Source organism: Mesorhizobium sp. M0047, from assembly GCF_040323315.1.
Taxonomy (GTDB): domain Bacteria; phylum Pseudomonadota; class Alphaproteobacteria; order Rhizobiales; family Rhizobiaceae; genus Mesorhizobium.
This window is the reverse complement of sequence record NZ_JAMYUW010000005.1, coordinates 152,330-167,114: the sequence shown is the minus strand read 5'-3', so window position 1 is coordinate 167,114 and position 14,785 is coordinate 152,330. Positions and strand designations below refer to the sequence as shown.

General features: G+C 58.7%; 13 protein-coding genes. 8 read left to right on the top strand and 5 right to left on the bottom strand.

Features of this window, described 5'->3' with window-relative positions; translation table 11 throughout:
- Nucleotides 1-19 precede the first annotated feature (19 nt).
- A complete protein-coding gene (locus NKJ89_RS06820) occupies nt 20-1,066 on the bottom strand; it encodes a sterol desaturase family protein (protein WP_352601016.1) in 1,047 nt (348 codons plus the stop codon).
- A gap of 173 nt (nt 1,067-1,239) precedes the next feature.
- On the opposite strand from NKJ89_RS06820, the gene NKJ89_RS06815 reads away from it, so the two are divergent.
- The 4 genes from NKJ89_RS06815 to NKJ89_RS06800 all read left to right on the top strand — a co-directional run bounded on the left by NKJ89_RS06815 (nt 1,240) and on the right by NKJ89_RS06800 (nt 7,942).
- Nucleotides 1,240-2,274 (top strand): LacI family DNA-binding transcriptional regulator, encoded by a 1,035-nt coding sequence (locus NKJ89_RS06815; RefSeq protein WP_352601014.1) that lies wholly within the window; start codon nt 1,240-1,242, stop codon nt 2,272-2,274.
- Between the two features lie 251 nt (nt 2,275-2,525).
- Entirely contained in the window at nt 2,526-2,969 is a 444-nt protein-coding gene (locus NKJ89_RS06810; RefSeq protein ID WP_352601012.1) for a phage integrase N-terminal SAM-like domain-containing protein, read from the top strand.
- 144 nt (nt 2,970-3,113) lie between these two features.
- Nucleotides 3,114-6,281: an ATP-binding protein gene (locus tag NKJ89_RS06805; RefSeq protein WP_352601010.1), complete on the top strand. Its 3,168-nt coding sequence runs from the start codon at nt 3,114-3,116 to the stop codon at nt 6,279-6,281.
- 1,262 nt (nt 6,282-7,543) lie between these two features.
- Complete coding sequence (locus NKJ89_RS06800; protein ID WP_352601008.1) at nt 7,544-7,942, top strand: nuclear transport factor 2 family protein; 399 nt, start codon at nt 7,544-7,546, stop codon at nt 7,940-7,942.
- Nucleotides 7,943-8,110: 168 nt separating this feature from the next.
- Here NKJ89_RS06800 and NKJ89_RS06795 read toward each other — a convergent pair whose 3' ends face one another.
- Together NKJ89_RS06795 and NKJ89_RS06790 are read right to left on the bottom strand one after the other, a co-directional pair.
- Entirely contained in the window at nt 8,111-8,374 is a 264-nt protein-coding gene (locus tag NKJ89_RS06795) for a hypothetical protein (RefSeq protein ID WP_352601006.1), read from the bottom strand.
- Nucleotides 8,375-8,709: 335 nt separating this feature from the next.
- Entirely contained in the window at nt 8,710-8,958 is a 249-nt protein-coding gene (locus NKJ89_RS06790; RefSeq protein ID WP_352486080.1) for a hypothetical protein, read from the bottom strand.
- A gap of 689 nt (nt 8,959-9,647) precedes the next feature.
- Here NKJ89_RS06790 and petA point away from each other — a divergent pair.
- The 4 genes from petA to NKJ89_RS06770 are packed head-to-tail and all read left to right on the top strand — an operon-like array spanning nt 9,648 to nt 13,933.
- Complete coding sequence (petA, locus tag NKJ89_RS06785; RefSeq protein ID WP_502904094.1) at nt 9,648-10,130, top strand: ubiquinol-cytochrome c reductase iron-sulfur subunit; 483 nt, start codon at nt 9,648-9,650, stop codon at nt 10,128-10,130.
- A 17-nt stretch (nt 10,131-10,147) separates the two neighbouring features.
- Nucleotides 10,148-11,449, top strand: coding sequence for a cytochrome b (locus NKJ89_RS06780; protein ID WP_352601004.1), 1,302 nt, complete (start codon nt 10,148-10,150; stop codon nt 11,447-11,449).
- 31 nt (nt 11,450-11,480) lie between these two features.
- Entirely contained in the window at nt 11,481-13,028 is a 1,548-nt protein-coding gene (locus NKJ89_RS06775; protein WP_352601003.1) for a mechanosensitive ion channel family protein, read from the top strand.
- Nucleotides 13,025-13,933 (top strand): pirin family protein, encoded by a 909-nt coding sequence (locus NKJ89_RS06770; RefSeq protein ID WP_352601000.1) that lies wholly within the window; start codon nt 13,025-13,027, stop codon nt 13,931-13,933. Before NKJ89_RS06775 ends, NKJ89_RS06770 begins: the two co-directional genes overlap by 4 nt.
- 95 nt (nt 13,934-14,028) lie before the next feature.
- Here the strand turns inward: NKJ89_RS06770 and NKJ89_RS06765 are convergent, their stop codons facing one another.
- Nucleotides 14,029-14,460: a DUF1810 domain-containing protein gene (locus NKJ89_RS06765; RefSeq protein WP_352600998.1), complete on the bottom strand. Its 432-nt coding sequence runs from the start codon at nt 14,458-14,460 to the stop codon at nt 14,029-14,031.
- Nucleotides 14,461-14,495: 35 nt separating this feature from the next.
- Nucleotides 14,496-14,777: a GNAT family N-acetyltransferase gene (locus tag NKJ89_RS06760; protein ID WP_352600996.1), complete on the bottom strand. Its 282-nt coding sequence runs from the start codon at nt 14,775-14,777 to the stop codon at nt 14,496-14,498.
- Nucleotides 14,778-14,785: the final 8 nt, after the last annotated feature.

Below are 14,785 nucleotides of genomic sequence, written 5' to 3'. Positions count from 1 at the left end.
CGGAACTGCGTTTGGTTCGTCATTCCGCCGGCATTCCTGACGGCGGATCGCTGCGGCCTTCCTGCCGGCTACGCACCTTTTCCTTCTTTTTGCGGAACCGCGCCTTCATGACCTCGTCGGCTTCCTTACTGCCGTCGTGCCAAGTACCGAATAGCTTATCGAGGGGTACTAGCCCGTCGCCGCCGTAGTTCACCTCGAAATACTTGTGGTGCAGGTAGTGCAAGTAAGAATGGGTATCGAGGTTAGCTTTGTCCGTGATTTCGAATATCTCAAAGCCAAGGTGGCCGTTCACGGCTCCAAATCCCGCGCCGTGCAGCGTGAAGTAGGCGCAGACCGGGTTGGAAGGAATCAACAGATGCAGCCAGGCTTCAGCATGGTAGAGGAAGCCTTCGACTGGATGCATTGACAGCGACGACCAGGGGCTTGGATTGATGGAATTGTGATGAACCGAATGCACCCATTTGTAGAGCGGCGGCCAATGAATTGCCCGGTGAAGGAAGAAGAAATAGACCTCATGCAGGGCCGGCGCGATAAGCACTAGGAATGACAGGTAAAGCCAATTGGTCGTCCATGGCAGCCAGACCGCCCAGCTGTTTGCATAGACCCACAGCATCACGATCTCGACCACGGTCCACAGTGGTATGGTGACGAAGAACGAGCGGGTGAAATTGTCGATGTTCTGGCTTTGAAACCAAAACACGTCAGACGGTGCGTCTGAAGGGAATTTCTGATTGTACTTGAAGCGGTTCTCTTGTCTGCGCTGGACGTAGTATCGCAGCTCAAAGAATCCGTAAAAGAAAAAGATGCCGGCAGCGTTGAGGCCGTATAGCCAAAAATAATTGAGCAAGGAAAAGTTCGCCAGACTGTGCCAGCTCGGGATCAGCAGGTTTACCCAAATGAGTGCCGTCGCAAGATGGAAGGCATTCCACGGCCAAAGAAATTCCGGAATCCAGGCCACCACCTTTTTTGCATTGAACGGACGATGCCACAGCGGCGCCGGCTCGGCGCGGCGGTGCGGCACCCAATTGCCGCGTTTGTCGCGTGTTCCATACTGAAGGTCATCCATCGTAACAGCGCCTCCCCGCAGGGCTATACCCCATTGGGCTCTTCACAAGATCGGCCCCTCAACTGGGCACGATTCATATCGGAGGCTTGATATTTCTAGAAGGCGAAAATAGTATCAAAGCGAGATTTGTATCATTTAATATCAGTCATGATGATATAGTTGGGATAGAGCTCATGAGGCGACCGACAATCCACGATCTCGCTACTGCGGCAGGCGTTTCGGTGGCGACCGTGAATCGAATTCTAAGTGGCACCGTTTCAGTACGCCCGAAGACCGTCCAACGAGTACAAAGCGCAGCGGAGGAAATTGGGTTTTACGGAATCGGAGCCATTGATGATCGGGCTCGTAAAATATCTCCACACTACCGATTGGGCTTCCTGCTTCAGCAGTCGACCCGTGATCTCTACCAATTGTTCGGGAAAAAGATTATTGCCGCCTGTCGCGAGCGTCGCGACGAGGTCATCGATCCAATAGTCGACTTCGTGGATCTGCTGACGCCGGAGACAATCGCGAGCCGTCTGATTGCGCTGGGCGATTCATGCGACGCCGTTGCGGTGGTCGCGGCAGATCACCCCATCATTGGCCAGGCCATCCGTTCGCTGAAGGAGATGGGCAAACCGGTTGTCTCCTACATCACGGATCAGTCCGCGCCGGAAAGGGCCGCATATGTAGGCACCGACAACTGGAAGCTGGGGCGCACTGCAGCCTTCCTGATTACCCAAACCACTCACGGACCGGGTCGTATAGCGGTTTTCATAGGCAACCACCGGTATCAATGCCAGGATGTGTCAGACGCCAGTTTCCGTTCCTATTTGCGCGAGCACGCTCCACGGCTAGCGGTAGAGGAAAGCCGTCCGACCCACGAGGAAGCCAGTGAGGCCTATCGAATGGTGACTGAGCTTCTGAAATCGACTGACGATCTCGTCGGCATTCTGATCGTCGGCGGCGGAATAACTGGTGTACTTCGTGCCTTGAGGGAGGTGTCTCCTGAGCGGCGGTCGGGTATCAAAGTAGTATGCCGTGACATTGGTCCCGAAACTCGAAAGGGACTGTCTGAGGGCCTGATCACTGCAGCTCTTTGCCATCCGCTCGAAGCGACCTCGGCCCTTCTTGTCCAAACGATGATTGATGTCATTGGACCGCAAGCTCCATTTGCCACCCTTCAGCGATCCATACCTTTTGAAATTGTCACACCGGAGAATATTTGACGCAGATATCAGCTGCGGGCGCGGCATCCTGGACCCGATAGGATGTCCGCTTGCAGATGACGCACTAACGGACCTCAACGGCTGGTTTTGGCGCATTGCGGCCGGGCAGCTTTGGGGCCGACGAACGGACCCCCTGCGCGGGATGGGCGCAAGGGGTGAGGTAGAGATCACGAACCCGGTCGTCGCGCCCGCGTTGAGCGAGGTTCGGCAGAGGCAGAGCATCACGGGCTTCTTCAACAAGGAGTCTGACCATGCCCCGTTCAGTTCTCGGTGCACCCATCAGTCCACTTCGTCAGCGGCTAATCGACGGCATGAACATGCGGCGTTTCTCCCGGGAGAGGCAGCGCAACTATCTCCGCGACATCGGACGCCTGGCGACGTTCCTCGGGCGTTCACCAGACACAGCGACCGCCGACGACCTCCGCCGGTTCCAGATCGACCAGCAAGAAGACGGCGTTCCCGTGCCGACCATGAACAGCATCGTGTCGGCGCTACGCTTCTTCTTCACGCATACAGTCGATCGTCCCGATCTGGCGCGCAAGCTCGTTCGTCTGGCGCACCCGCGCAAGCTGCCGGTGGTCCTGAGCCGCGACGAGGTCGTCCGGCTGCTCAACGCACCACCTGCCTCAAGCACCAGGCCGCGCTGTCGGTCGCTTATGGCGCGGGCCTGCGCATGGCGGAGGTGTCGACGCTGAAGGGCGAGGAGACGCTGCGGCATGCAACATTGCAGGAGGTGCGCGAAGCTCCGGAATGAGCGCTCGCACCACAATGCTCTTGTGTTTGTTGACGCGAGGAGTAACGCTGATGGATCGTTGAATACCTGCTGTCGGGGAAATGGCATGGTTCACGTTCAGCTGTCCGATGCCTCGCACACTCCACTAGCTGACGGCGAGCGCCGACACGTCACAGTGATGTTCACTGACTTAGTGGGCTTCACGCCATTGACGGATCGCCTGGGCGAGGAGGGCGTGTTTTCGCTTATCCGGCGCCTGGCAAATGAACAATCTGAAATTATCGCTCGCCACGGAGGTGTCCTTCAGGACTTTGCGGGCGACGGCCTCATGGCGGTTTTCGGTGCTCCGACCGCGATCGAAGACGCCCCCCTGCGCGCCTGTAGAACTGCGCTCGACATCCAAGGTCGCATTCGCGCTCTTGGACCCGAATTGGAGAAGCAGTTTGCGTGCACCCCCAAACTGCGCATTGGTCTCCACGCAGGACCGGTGATCGTTGGTCAGATCGGTACTGATAAGGCGCTCGCCTACAACGCCCTAGGGGACACCGTTAATCTGGCCGCGCGCGTACAGAGCGCTGCGGAGCCCGACGCGGTCTACTGCACCAAGTCTTTTGCCGATCTGGTCAGCGGCTTTGCCGAGATCACAGAGTTGGGCTCGCGGGAATTGAAAGGCAAGAGCGCGCCGGTTGCCCTCTGCAGGGTCGAAAGACTGCGGATCGGCATGAGCCGTTTCGGGGCAAAACAGCATCGAGGCCTGAGCAATTTCAAAGGCCGCCAATTCGAACTGGACCAAGTGCGTGAGTGGTGGTCAACGGCACTTAGTGACCATTCTGTCGTGGCAGTAATCTCCGGCGAGGCTGGGCTTGGCAAATCCCGTATCGTGTATGAGTTCCAGAGGGAGTTAGAGGGTCGGCCGATCATGGTGTTGGAGGCGGCCTGTCGGTCTGAAGCGGCGACAACGCCGTTTCATCCGTTCATTGACTTGCTCAGGGATGCATTGTCGATCCCGGATGGCACTGAAGTGAGCGTGATTGAATCACGATTAGTGGCGGGGCTTGGGCGTCTTGGGCTTGAGCCTCACCCGGTGCTCCCATATCTCCTCAACCTTCTCGGTAGAGACTCGGGCGGGCTTGGAGCCCTGCCCGCAGCTGAGCTGACGGGGGTTCGGACCCGTGAGGCGTTGATCGGAGTCATCGAAGGGTGGTCAAGGCTTGAACACCCACTGCTGCTCCTCATTGAGGATCTGCATTGGGCAGATAGCGCTTCGATGGAGTTGTTGCGGGAGCTCGCTGAGCGCACCGAACGCATCCGCATGATGCTCCTGCTGACGACGCGGTCGACAAAGAACATACCTTGGACGGCAGACGCTCGTCGGTTGGTCGAGCTACGGCTCGCGCCGCTGAATTCCGAGGATGCAGCCGGTCTGGTTCGAGAGAGGCTTGTAGGGCACTCATTTTCTCCGGATGTTCTGCGAACAGCCATTCTGAAGGCGGAGGGGAATCCGCTCTTTGCCGAAGAGATCGCGAATTTCTTGGCGAACAAAAAGGACAAAGGTTCGCTTCAGACCGAGGATGTACCGACCAGCCTGGAAAATCTGATCATGGATCGCGTGCATCGGCTGCAGCCTGAGGAACGCGCGGTCGTGCAAACCGCCTCAGTCATCGGGCGACAGTTTCCAACCGAGCTGGTGTCCGATGTTTGCCAAGGTTTGGTCGCGGCGGCGGACGTTCTTCCCAAGGCGGGCGAGCAAGACATCGTATTCAGGGTGGACATCGCGGAGACGACCTTCGACCCGGAATACGCATTCAAACATGCACTAATCCAGGATGCCCTGTACGGCTCGCTTCTCAAAACCCAGCGCGCTCAGTTGCACGCGCGAACGGCGATTGCAATTGAACGAAGGGCTGGCGTGAGAACCAAGGAATTCGCTGACATCCTGGCTCATCACTACTGCCGAACAACCTCCGTATCAAAGGCGGTGCACTACCTAGCACTTGCTGCGGAAAGGAGCCTGCGCGTTTTCTCGCTCGGGGAGGCGATGGCTTACCTTGATCAGGCCCTTCAGCGCGTCGATGCTGATCCGACGAGTGCGGGTGACAAAACGGTTGCGGATCTGGTCGTCAATCGGCTGTTGGTCTGCTGCTGGGAGGCTGATTTCGGGGGCATGATCCGGATCGCCGAAAAGCATCTGCCTCGCATCGAGAAGTTGGGGCCCAGCAGGGAGCTTTCTCGTAGTCTGGCTTGGCTCGGTGAGGGCTATCTGAACTCCGAACGGTTCGAAGAGGCCCAGCGCTCGCTGAGAAGGGCGTTGCAGATTGGCGAGTCGATCAACGACCTCGAAAGCATTGCCTATGCCAAGTGGGATCTTATATGGCTCAGGCTACTTTGTCCCGACGGTCATTCGATGGTTGCTTACCGCGAGGACTGTCGCGAATTGCTGAAATTTGCTGCCAAGTTGGACGACGTCTACCTGGAGACGCTGACCTACTACACTCTTTGGGCTGAGGCTCTTCAACGTGGCATCATTGGCCAGGCCAAGGAGTGGGCAGACAAGTCCATCCAGCTTGCTAACCGGACCGGGTATCCGCCAGCTCGTTCTCTGGGCTTGATGATGTCGAGCTTTGCAATGGCTGTCGCGGGAGATGCAACCACCGCTCTATCGGAGGGAGAAGCCGCGTTTGCAGCTTCGGGCGGTCACACTGAGCAGCTTGGCGCCAACTGCGCAATCGCCATCGCGCTACTCAGCGCGGGCAGAACGCCAGAGGCCGTTTCCGCCTTCGAAACCGTTTATCAACAGATTGAAAGTGCCGGTTTCCACGCGATGCTCACGGCCGTAGAGGTTCCGAAATGGGCCGCCGTCGCAGCCTCTGGTCGCCTGAAAGAAGGACTTGCTGGCCTCGAGAATGCAATTGAACTTTTCTCGCGGTGGGGCAACAGCCGAATGGTCGCCTGGGCGAATCTTGTCTTGGGCCAAATCTATGTTCAGATAGCTTCCGCGCCGCGGCCCGCATTGTCGAAGCTCCTTCGTGAGCCCTACCTATTGCGGCTCGGCTTGAGCGCACCGGGCCGTGCCCGCACCCATCTCGCGGAGGCAGTCCGGCTCGCCCGCCTCGCGGAGACACCAGGTTTCTTGATGCAAGCGCTGATGGCCGGTGCTTTGCCGCCGGTCGCGAAACTAGACAAGCGTAGTCCTCACCTGCTTGAGGCGAGGAAGATTGCGGTCGAACTAGGCGCAGCACCTTTAGTGGAGCAAATCGACCGGGTGATCAGTTAGCCTGATCGGCCGCGTGCGCCACCTCAGGGGCAAAGAGAAGCTCAGGCACGCGACGCTGCAGGAGGTGAGGGAGGAGTAAACCCGGATACTTCCGGCTCTGGCAGCCGCTGCTATCCATATGGCCGTCGGGCATCGTCGTCTTGCAGATGTTCGCCCCATGCCAGCATCTCGGCAGTTACGTGCGCACACTCATGCGACGCTCGAGAATGCTGGAAGCGGAATCCACCCTGGGGCAGTGCGGTGACGTGCTCCACGGTCGTGTATGCGCTGGGTCCTCTATTCGCTGGCGGGGTGTGTCCGGTTTCTCGAACATGGTCAATCGAGAGACGCGGCGGCTGCGCATCATTGGGCGGGGGCGCCTGGCGTGCCACCCCGCGGCTCTCCTGGATACGTGTTCGCTGCGAATCGGTCGCGCCAGCGACGATTTCGACCTGGGTAGAACGGCCACCAACTTCGCGACGGCATGGCGATAAGGCCGGCTATGCCTACTCCGGCGGCCTCGGCATGCGCAGGTTGTCGCGCAAGTGATCGACGTCTCGCGGTTCGCTATAAGGCGCCAATACCGGGCCGGTCCAGCGCGCGATCACGGCCTCGTGATCCATCTCTAGGACCCGCTGGACGGCCGTGCGTGCACCCTCGCCTCCCGCAGGATCGCCCGCACCACATTCTCGATCGTGCGCATTTCGTGTGAATCAGCGCCGAAAGTTGACCCTAGGCCGATCGGCAGCAAGCGCATGACGCCTCGATAAGACCTACGATATCGCCGATCTCCTAGCAGCCCCAAACGCGTTTCAACGTGAGAGGGCGGCGGTGGTAGGGCGCGAGGATGTGATCGAGCCGGTGCCGGGTTCCCCCCGCTTCTAGCATTTGTCTGCCGTCATCGTCTCCACCCGAACCTTGTCGCCTATCTCCTTCGGCCAGGACAAAGCCTTAGCCATGTCGCTTGTCGTAATCACCTTGCGCCAGTGCGGCGCCTCCAAGACTTCTCCGGGTTCTACTTGGCCAGGGGGCTGAACTGCGTTTGCCCAGCCGGCGCCCGCCGGTCATGCCAAGTGTCGGAACAAGTACAGATACGCTAAGGTCGAACGAAGCGCGAACACGTGCATAGATCTGCGAACGAGAGCGAAGGCAAACTTCCTCGTGCGCGCGCACCGTGCCGGGTGTATATGTTGCATTGCTGATATGAGGTTGGACCGACGCCCTTCACGCTCTGACGCGACCCAACATGGTCGGATCAGCAACGGGAGGAAAGTATGGTAGACATGACGCTACGAGACCAGAACTCCGAGCTCGTTCGGCGCGGTTATGCCGCGTTCAACTCGGGAGACATGGACACGCTCACGCAAATCATGGACGAGTCCTGCACGTGGCATACCCCGGGGAAGAGTTCGTTCGCCGGAGACTACGAACGCCGCGAGGCGACCTTTGGCTATTTCGGCCATTATGGCAGCGAAACCCACGGGACCTTCAGGGCCAATCTTTTACACGTGACGGTGGGCGAGGAGGGACGCGCGGTCGCCGTCCAGCGTGATACCGGGGAGCGGAACGGCAAACGGCTGGATGTGCTCTGTTGCATCGTCTTCGACATCAAGAACGGCAAGGTGATGGAGGGCCGGGAGTATATCTACGACCTCTATGCTTGGGATACGTTCTGGGCCTAGCATCGCAGGCAAAACCGCCGCCGAGTCCCGCTGGGAGAGAGCCAGGTTAGGACGCTACGCGTCGGGTCCCAAGCGTCAGGCTTTCACCCCTATGTCACCGCGGATGTTGATGTTGTCGCACTGCACTTAAGCGCAAGGCTGCTCCGCCCAGTTTCTGTTTGACGAGTCTCAGGCTCCTGTCAACGCACTGTGGACGAGTGCGCGCAGCTCTTTGCGTACCGGAATGGCGCTTGACGGCAGCAATTGCGTGAAGAGAATGACAACCATGTCGTCGACCGGGCTTACCCAGAAAAAGGTGCCTGCCGCCCCGCCCCAGCCATAGTCGCCGACTTGCGCCGAAATTTGTGCCTTAGCCGGATCGAGGACAACAGAGCCCAACAGACCGAACCCGACGCCGTCAAACTGGGTTTCGGCCCAAACTTCGGCTGCCATCGAGGCAAGATCTCCCGGTAGGTGATTGCACGCCGCCAATCTCAAAGTGCGGGGACTGAGGATGCGTTCGCCCCGGCGGTGACAGCTTGGTCATCGAGTAGATGCGGGCGATGAGGTCGCGCTGCCAAGGCCGCTATGACCAACTGGGGCCGAGAGCTGATCGGCAGCTTGGTCGAAGACATTCCGCTCGGGAACGCGATTTCCCTGCCGCTATGGAGCGACATCGGCTGCGAGGACTTGCAGCGAAACCAGATACTGCCGATCAGATCATTATGAGCAACTGAGGGCTAATGCCTCTATCCGCTTGGGATTGATACCGACTCGGGTGCACGACTCTAGAAGTGAGCGTTAAGTTTGTTGCGCCACGCGCGTCCCTGGCGCCACAGTTCATGAATCAGCGACCCCAAATACACGAGGCGGCGCCTCAGATGTTGGCCAGCGTAGCCAGCATCGCGATAGTCTGTAATGTAAGTATTGGCACCGCGGGGCGTGGATGCCGCTTCAACCTCGTGGCCTTTGCTTTGTAATTTTTTGACAGTGCTCGCTCTGATGTAATGTGAGCCACCGATGACTACAATTTTCATATCGAGTCTCCAAATCTGAGAGCGCTCGCACGACGATGCGCTATCTGCGGACGGCGGCCCCCGAAACAACATGAGCTTTCACGAGTACATGACCCGATTTTTCTCAACTCCGATTGAATCTGGTGCCAAGGTACAGCCAGCGCAGGTGCGGCCAAACCCCATCGCCGCAGCGCTAACCGTCGTCAATTTCGTCGTGCGTGCCTTTGTTTTCCGAACGCAGATGACATTCCGTTGATTTGTTGTTGTCCGGGCGCAAGCCTGCATAGCGCCACGCGCTAGCTATCCTTGCCAGCAACCTCCAAGACGATTGCATCACAAAACTTGCATCTGCCGGGGTGGGACGGCCATCACACCGACAGCCAGACGTGCCTATGCCGAGGTATGAACGGGCTGAGCGATTGTTCTGTGACTGCGGCGTGAACAATGCCGGATCTGAGGAACGCTAAACGGAGAGTTCAGAAACCCGGCGACCATCCATGGTCTCCTCAACAGTCCGGCCAGTCCTTCGCTCAGGAAATCATGACCGAAAGTATTGGACGAACGCGCCCTAGGCACAATGGCTCACGTCCCACCACGGCCGGCATATTTCAACCCGACGCGACGCATTCGAAAAGCCACAGCCGTGTCCTGGCTTTGCTCGATGCCGCCGACGCGCTGAAGCAGCTTTCCCAACGCCAGGAGTCCTCGTCATGGCCGACCTTTCCGAACCCGAATCCGGCAGCGCCGAGCACACATTGCCCGCCGAAGCGCCGGCCGCCGTCGAGGTTGACGTCTCCTCAGTTGCGCCGGGAATGTCGCTGGTCGTGCAATGGCGCGGCAAGCCGGTGGTCGTGCGCAACCGCACCGAGCAAGAGATGAAGGACGGCGAGGCAGTCAATCTCGCCGAGCTCAAGGATCCGATCGCCCGCAATGCCAATTTGCCCGCAGACGCGCCGGCGACCGACGCAAACCGCACTGCGCCAGGTAAGGAAGCCTGGATAGTGATGGTGCAGGTCTGCACGCATAGCGGCTGCATCCCGATTGGCCAGCAGGGCGACTTCGGAGGCTGGCTCTGCCCATGCCACGGTTCTCAATACGATAGCGCAGGACGCGTCCGTAAGGGTCCAGCGCCGGAGAACATGTTGGTGCCCGCGTTCCAGTTCATTTCCGACACCAAGATCCGTATCGGCTGAAGCATAGGCAGGTTACCATGAGCGACAAACATTCGACATATGTGCCGAAAACCGGCATCGAACGCTGGTTCGACGCCCGCCTGCCGTTGCCACGGCTGGTGCATGATTCCTTCATCGTTTATCCCGTCCCGCGCAACCTGAATTACGCCTATACGTTCGGCGGCATTCTCACGGTCATGTTGGCGTCGCAGATCATAACAGGTGTCGTGCTGGCGATGCATTACGCTCCCGACACGGGGCTGGCTTTCAATTCGGTCGAAAAGATCACGCGCGATGTAAATTCTGGCTGGCTGCTTCGCTCGCTGCATTCGAACGGAGCATCGTTCTTCTTCATCGCCGTCTATCTCCACATCTGCCGCGGGCTCTACTACGGTTCGTACAAAGCGCCGCGCGAGTTTCTATGGGTGCTCGGCTGCACCAATCTGCTGTTGATGATGGCGACAGCCTTCATCGGTTATGTGCTGCCCTGGGGCCAGATGTCATACTGGGGCGCTACCGTCATCACCAACTTCTTCACGGCAATCCCGCTGGTCGGCAACTGGATCCAGCAGCTGCTGCTCGGCGGCTTCGCTGTCGGCAATCCGACGCTGAACCGTTTCTTTGCACTCCATTATCTGCTGCCATTCATGCTTGCAGGCGTGGTGACCTTGCATATCTGGGCGCTTCACGTGGTCGGCCAAAACAATCCGACAGGGGTTGAGGTGAAATCCAAAACCGATGTCGTCGACTTCACGCCCTACGCCACCGTCAAGGATGCGGTCGGCATCATCGTGTTCTTGTTTTTCTTTGCCTATTTCGTCTTTTATCTGCCGAACTTTCTTGGCCATCCGGACAACTACACGGTGGCCAACCCACTGAAGACGCCCGCGCATATCGTGCCGGAATGGTACTTCCTGCCGTTCTACGCAATCCTGCGGGCCATCACCTTCAATGTCGGACCGATCGATTCCAAACTTGGTGGCGTGCTGGCGATGTTCGGCTCAATCGCCGTGTTGTTCCTGGTGCCGTGGCTCGACAGCTCCAAGGTGCGCTCGGCGGTCTATCGGCCCTGGTACAGGCTGTTCTTCTGGATATTCGTGGCCGACGCGCTCTTTCTCGGCTGGCTCGGCTCACAGCCGGCGGAAGGCGCGTACGTGGTCATGTCCCAGCTTGCGACGCTTTACTACTTTGCATTCTTCATCATCGTCATGCCGCTGCTTGGGCTGATCGAGACACCACGTCCTTTACCGCATTCGATCACCGAAGCGGTCCTCGAAAAGAACAAGGCCAAGCGGCGGGCGCCCGGTCCGGAGATCCGACATCCGTCAGAAGGGCGCTGAACATTGCGAATATGCTCGATCTGGATCCGTCATGAACTGGTGGAACTCGCCTCTGGTCTACATCGTGTTGATCGGCCTCGCCGGGATCGTCGTTTGGGCCCTCATCCCCAGACGTTTCGCCAATGCGAGGCTGATCGTCCAGCTTGGCTTTTTCCTTGCCATGTCGGTTATTGTTCTCGACCTGCGCGTTGTCCCGTACGAACCTGCGGGGGGCGAAGAGGCAAGCGGCGGAGCGATCCTGATCGGGTCAGTCAAGCTGCTCTGGTGGGTTCACCTTGCCTGGGCGCTAATCGGATTTGTTCGTATTTATCTTGTCTTCGAGCGAAAGCCGCGCGAGGCACGTCTCCTGCAGGACGTCGTGGTCGGCATCGTCTACACCGGAATGCTGCTGTCGATCCTGGCGTTCGTCTTCTCCGTGCCAGTCGGAACGTTGATCGCCACCTCGGGGGTATTTGCCGTCATCCTGGGACTGGCGCTCCAGAATACGCTTGGCGACGTATTTTCAGGAATCGCGCTTAACCTCGGTCGCCCTTACGTGCTTGGAAACTGGATTGTCCTGAGCGACGGAACAGAAGGGCGCGTTGTCGAGACCAATTGGCGGTCGACCAACCTGCTTACCCCAGCTCACAATGTCGTCGCGCTGCCCAACAGTTTTCTCGCCAGGATCGGAGTGACGAATGTCAGCGGTCCAGACGAGAGCCATGGACTCGCCGTGACGATCAAAGTGGTACCGACGAAGATGCCGGCGATCATCCTTGATACCATGCGTTCCGTCCTGCTGAGTTGCAATTCGATCATCCAGGATCCTTCACCAGTCGTTGCCATCAGAAGCCTTGATGCTGCGGCAATCGAAGTCGAGCTCTCGTTTCGCGTCGCAAGTCTCGACCAGCGAATTAGCGCTCGGAACGAAGTTTTCGATCTCATCTATCGCCATTCAAAGTCAATCGGCATGCTGCTGGCTGAGCCGCTTTCGGCGTCGATTGCCATGACGAGCCGCCCAACCGACGATAAGGCAGCCTCTGACAGCTTCACCCCGATCGAACTGATCAAGTCCATACCGATTTTCTCGGCGCTGACGGATGCCGAGCAGGAGGCGCTTGCCGCGACGACCTCGGTCCGCAGCTACCGCAAGGGCGAAATCATCGCAAGGCAGGGAGAAATGCTGCCGTCCCTCATGATTGTTCGGACCGGCGTCATCGCCCGGCAACGTGGCCAGGACGATGCTCACCCCCTGGAAATCGGCCGGCTCGCACCGGGCGACTTCTTCGGCGAGACAGGCTTGCTCGCCGGGATCGGCGAGGAGTCGACATTGCGAGCAATGACCCATGTCGCGGTTTATGAGATAGACCAGAGAAGCATCGCGCCGCTGCTGCTCGACAGGCCTGAAATAGCCGAAGATCTTGCCGCGATCCTGGCGACGAGGGTGTCGGCCTTCGGCGACAGCGGCATTCCAGGACACCAGCACGCGAGCTCCAAGTTCGCGCTCCTTACAGCCATTCAGGCAGCCTTTCGCGCCGCTCCGTTCAAGCATGCTGGAGCGCCTGGCCGAGAGGTCAAACAGAAGGATCAACATCCATGACCATCCGCCAAGGCGATATCGCGGGCATCGAGGCACTCATCCAGCCGAGCGTCCTTGAGTTCGCGGACGGCTTGAAGGTACGGCGTTTGTTGCCCTCCTCGAACCGCCTGATGATCGGGCCCTTCATCCTGTTCGATCATTTTGGTCCGGCTGTATTCGACGCGGGTCGCGGTTTCGACATGCGACCGCATCCGCATATCGGCGTTGCGACTTTGACCTATCTGATCGATGGAGAGATCGTTCACCGGGACAATCTCGGCGACGTGCGGACCATCCGTCCCGGCGAGGTCAACTGGATGACGGCCGGGTCGGGCATCGTCCATTCCGAGCGCACGCCGCCAGAAGTCCGAGCGTCGGGGGGCAATCTCTTCGGCGCTCAGGCGTGGATGGCCCTTCCCTCCCGATACGAAGAAATTGCGCCCAGCCTTGCGCATTACGGCGCTGCCGAAATCCCGAGGATCTGTGCCGACGGGGTCGAGTTCACTTTGATCGCTGGCGCATCCGACGGCCTGGTCTCGCCGGTAAGGACCTTCTCCGACATGGTCTATGCCGAAATTGTGCTGACGAGCGGCGCGCGATACCAAGTGAAACCCGAACATGTCGAGCGCGCGATCTACGTTGCCGCCGGCGAGGTTGGGATTGTCGGCCAGGACGGAACGTTCCATGAGGCCGATTTGATAGCTCTGGCGCCCGGCACCGAGATCGTGCTCCAGGCGCCTGCCTTTCATGCGGCAAGACTGATGCTGATTGGGGGCGAGCCGCTTTCAGAACCACGTCACATCTACTGGAACTTCGTTTCCTCTTCGGCCGAACGGATCGTGCAGGCGAAGATGGATTGGCGCGAAGGCCGCTTCCCCGGCGTGCCGGGCGAGCGCGAATTCATACCCCTGCCAGACGACACCTGAGCGTGGGAATGACGTAGTGATAGTTCACCGGTGCGCACTTTGGCTGCCGCCATTCCCCACCCCAGCGCCCGCAAGAATGCCTCTCGTTGGCGACGCTACGATGTCGGGTAGAGTTCGATCATTGTTTCCTCGTCGAGCAAACCGTCGAACCACACGTCAAAGATGGTCTCGAGCAGGAACTCGTCGTTGCTCGCTTCGGAAAACAGCGTCAGAGAGGCGTGTAATTTCTTCGCGTCAAGATCACCGAAGACAGCGTGAGCGCTTGAGCCGGAGAGCCGTTGCAGTGCCCCGATACATTCCCGATAACGACCTCCCAGTATCGGAGATGAGAGATAGGCGCTCGCTTCGTCGAGCGATGTGATCGCATATGGTGCAGGCGCAGCGTCGCTTCGGTTGACAGCCAACCTTGGGAAGATGAACTCCATGTAGGACGTGCACATCATTCCTTGGCGCAGAATACCTAGCGCATCTTCATAGACGGCGTCCTGCGCTCTGACGAACCTCTGCAAATCATATTCGTCGCTCATTTCAGATCATGCCTTTTTTCGCAAACGGCCTGTACCTATCCGTCGACGACATCGGCATATTCCGGCTGTTTGGCGAAGAACCGGCTCATGAAGGGGCATTTCAAGATCGCTTTGCGGCCGGTTTTGCGCAGCAGCTCAAACGTACCCTGAGCCAGTCGCGTTGCGATCCCCTGTCCGGAAAACTCCGACGGGACTTCGGTGTGTATGAGAACAATCCTCCCGCTCTCGATCCTGTAATAGGCCGCAGCGAACACTTCATCGGCGATCGGCAACTCGAAACGATGCTGTTGAGTGTTCTCGATGACTTCCGTATCCATCTTTAACT

Bases quoted from the DNA above. Each gene is read 5' to 3' on its own strand.
- NKJ89_RS06805 (WP_352601010.1), top strand. From the start codon at position 3,114: ATGGTTCACGTTCAGCTGTCCGATGCCTCGCACACTCCACTAGCTGAC.
- NKJ89_RS06795 (WP_352601006.1), bottom strand. From the start codon at position 8,374: ATGGCAGCCGAAGTTTGGGCCGAAACCCAGTTTGACGGCGTCGGGTTC.
- petA (WP_502904094.1), top strand. From the start codon at position 9,648: ATGGCCGACCTTTCCGAACCCGAATCCGGCAGCGCCGAGCACACATTG.
- NKJ89_RS06800 (WP_352601008.1), top strand. From the start codon at position 7,544: ATGACGCTACGAGACCAGAACTCCGAGCTCGTTCGGCGCGGTTATGCC.
- NKJ89_RS06780 (WP_352601004.1), top strand. From the start codon at position 10,148: ATGAGCGACAAACATTCGACATATGTGCCGAAAACCGGCATCGAACGC.
- NKJ89_RS06775 (WP_352601003.1), top strand. From the start codon at position 11,481: ATGAACTGGTGGAACTCGCCTCTGGTCTACATCGTGTTGATCGGCCTC.
- NKJ89_RS06815 (WP_352601014.1), top strand. From the start codon at position 1,240: ATGAGGCGACCGACAATCCACGATCTCGCTACTGCGGCAGGCGTTTCG.
- NKJ89_RS06765 (WP_352600998.1), bottom strand. From the start codon at position 14,460: ATGAGCGACGAATATGATTTGCAGAGGTTCGTCAGAGCGCAGGACGCC.
- NKJ89_RS06790 (WP_352486080.1), bottom strand. From the start codon at position 8,958: ATGAAAATTGTAGTCATCGGTGGCTCACATTACATCAGAGCGAGCACT.
- NKJ89_RS06770 (WP_352601000.1), top strand. From the start codon at position 13,025: ATGACCATCCGCCAAGGCGATATCGCGGGCATCGAGGCACTCATCCAG.
- NKJ89_RS06760 (WP_352600996.1), bottom strand. From the start codon at position 14,777: ATGGATACGGAAGTCATCGAGAACACTCAACAGCATCGTTTCGAGTTG.
- NKJ89_RS06820 (WP_352601016.1), bottom strand. From the start codon at position 1,066: ATGGATGACCTTCAGTATGGAACACGCGACAAACGCGGCAATTGGGTG.
- NKJ89_RS06810 (WP_352601012.1), top strand. From the start codon at position 2,526: ATGCCCCGTTCAGTTCTCGGTGCACCCATCAGTCCACTTCGTCAGCGG.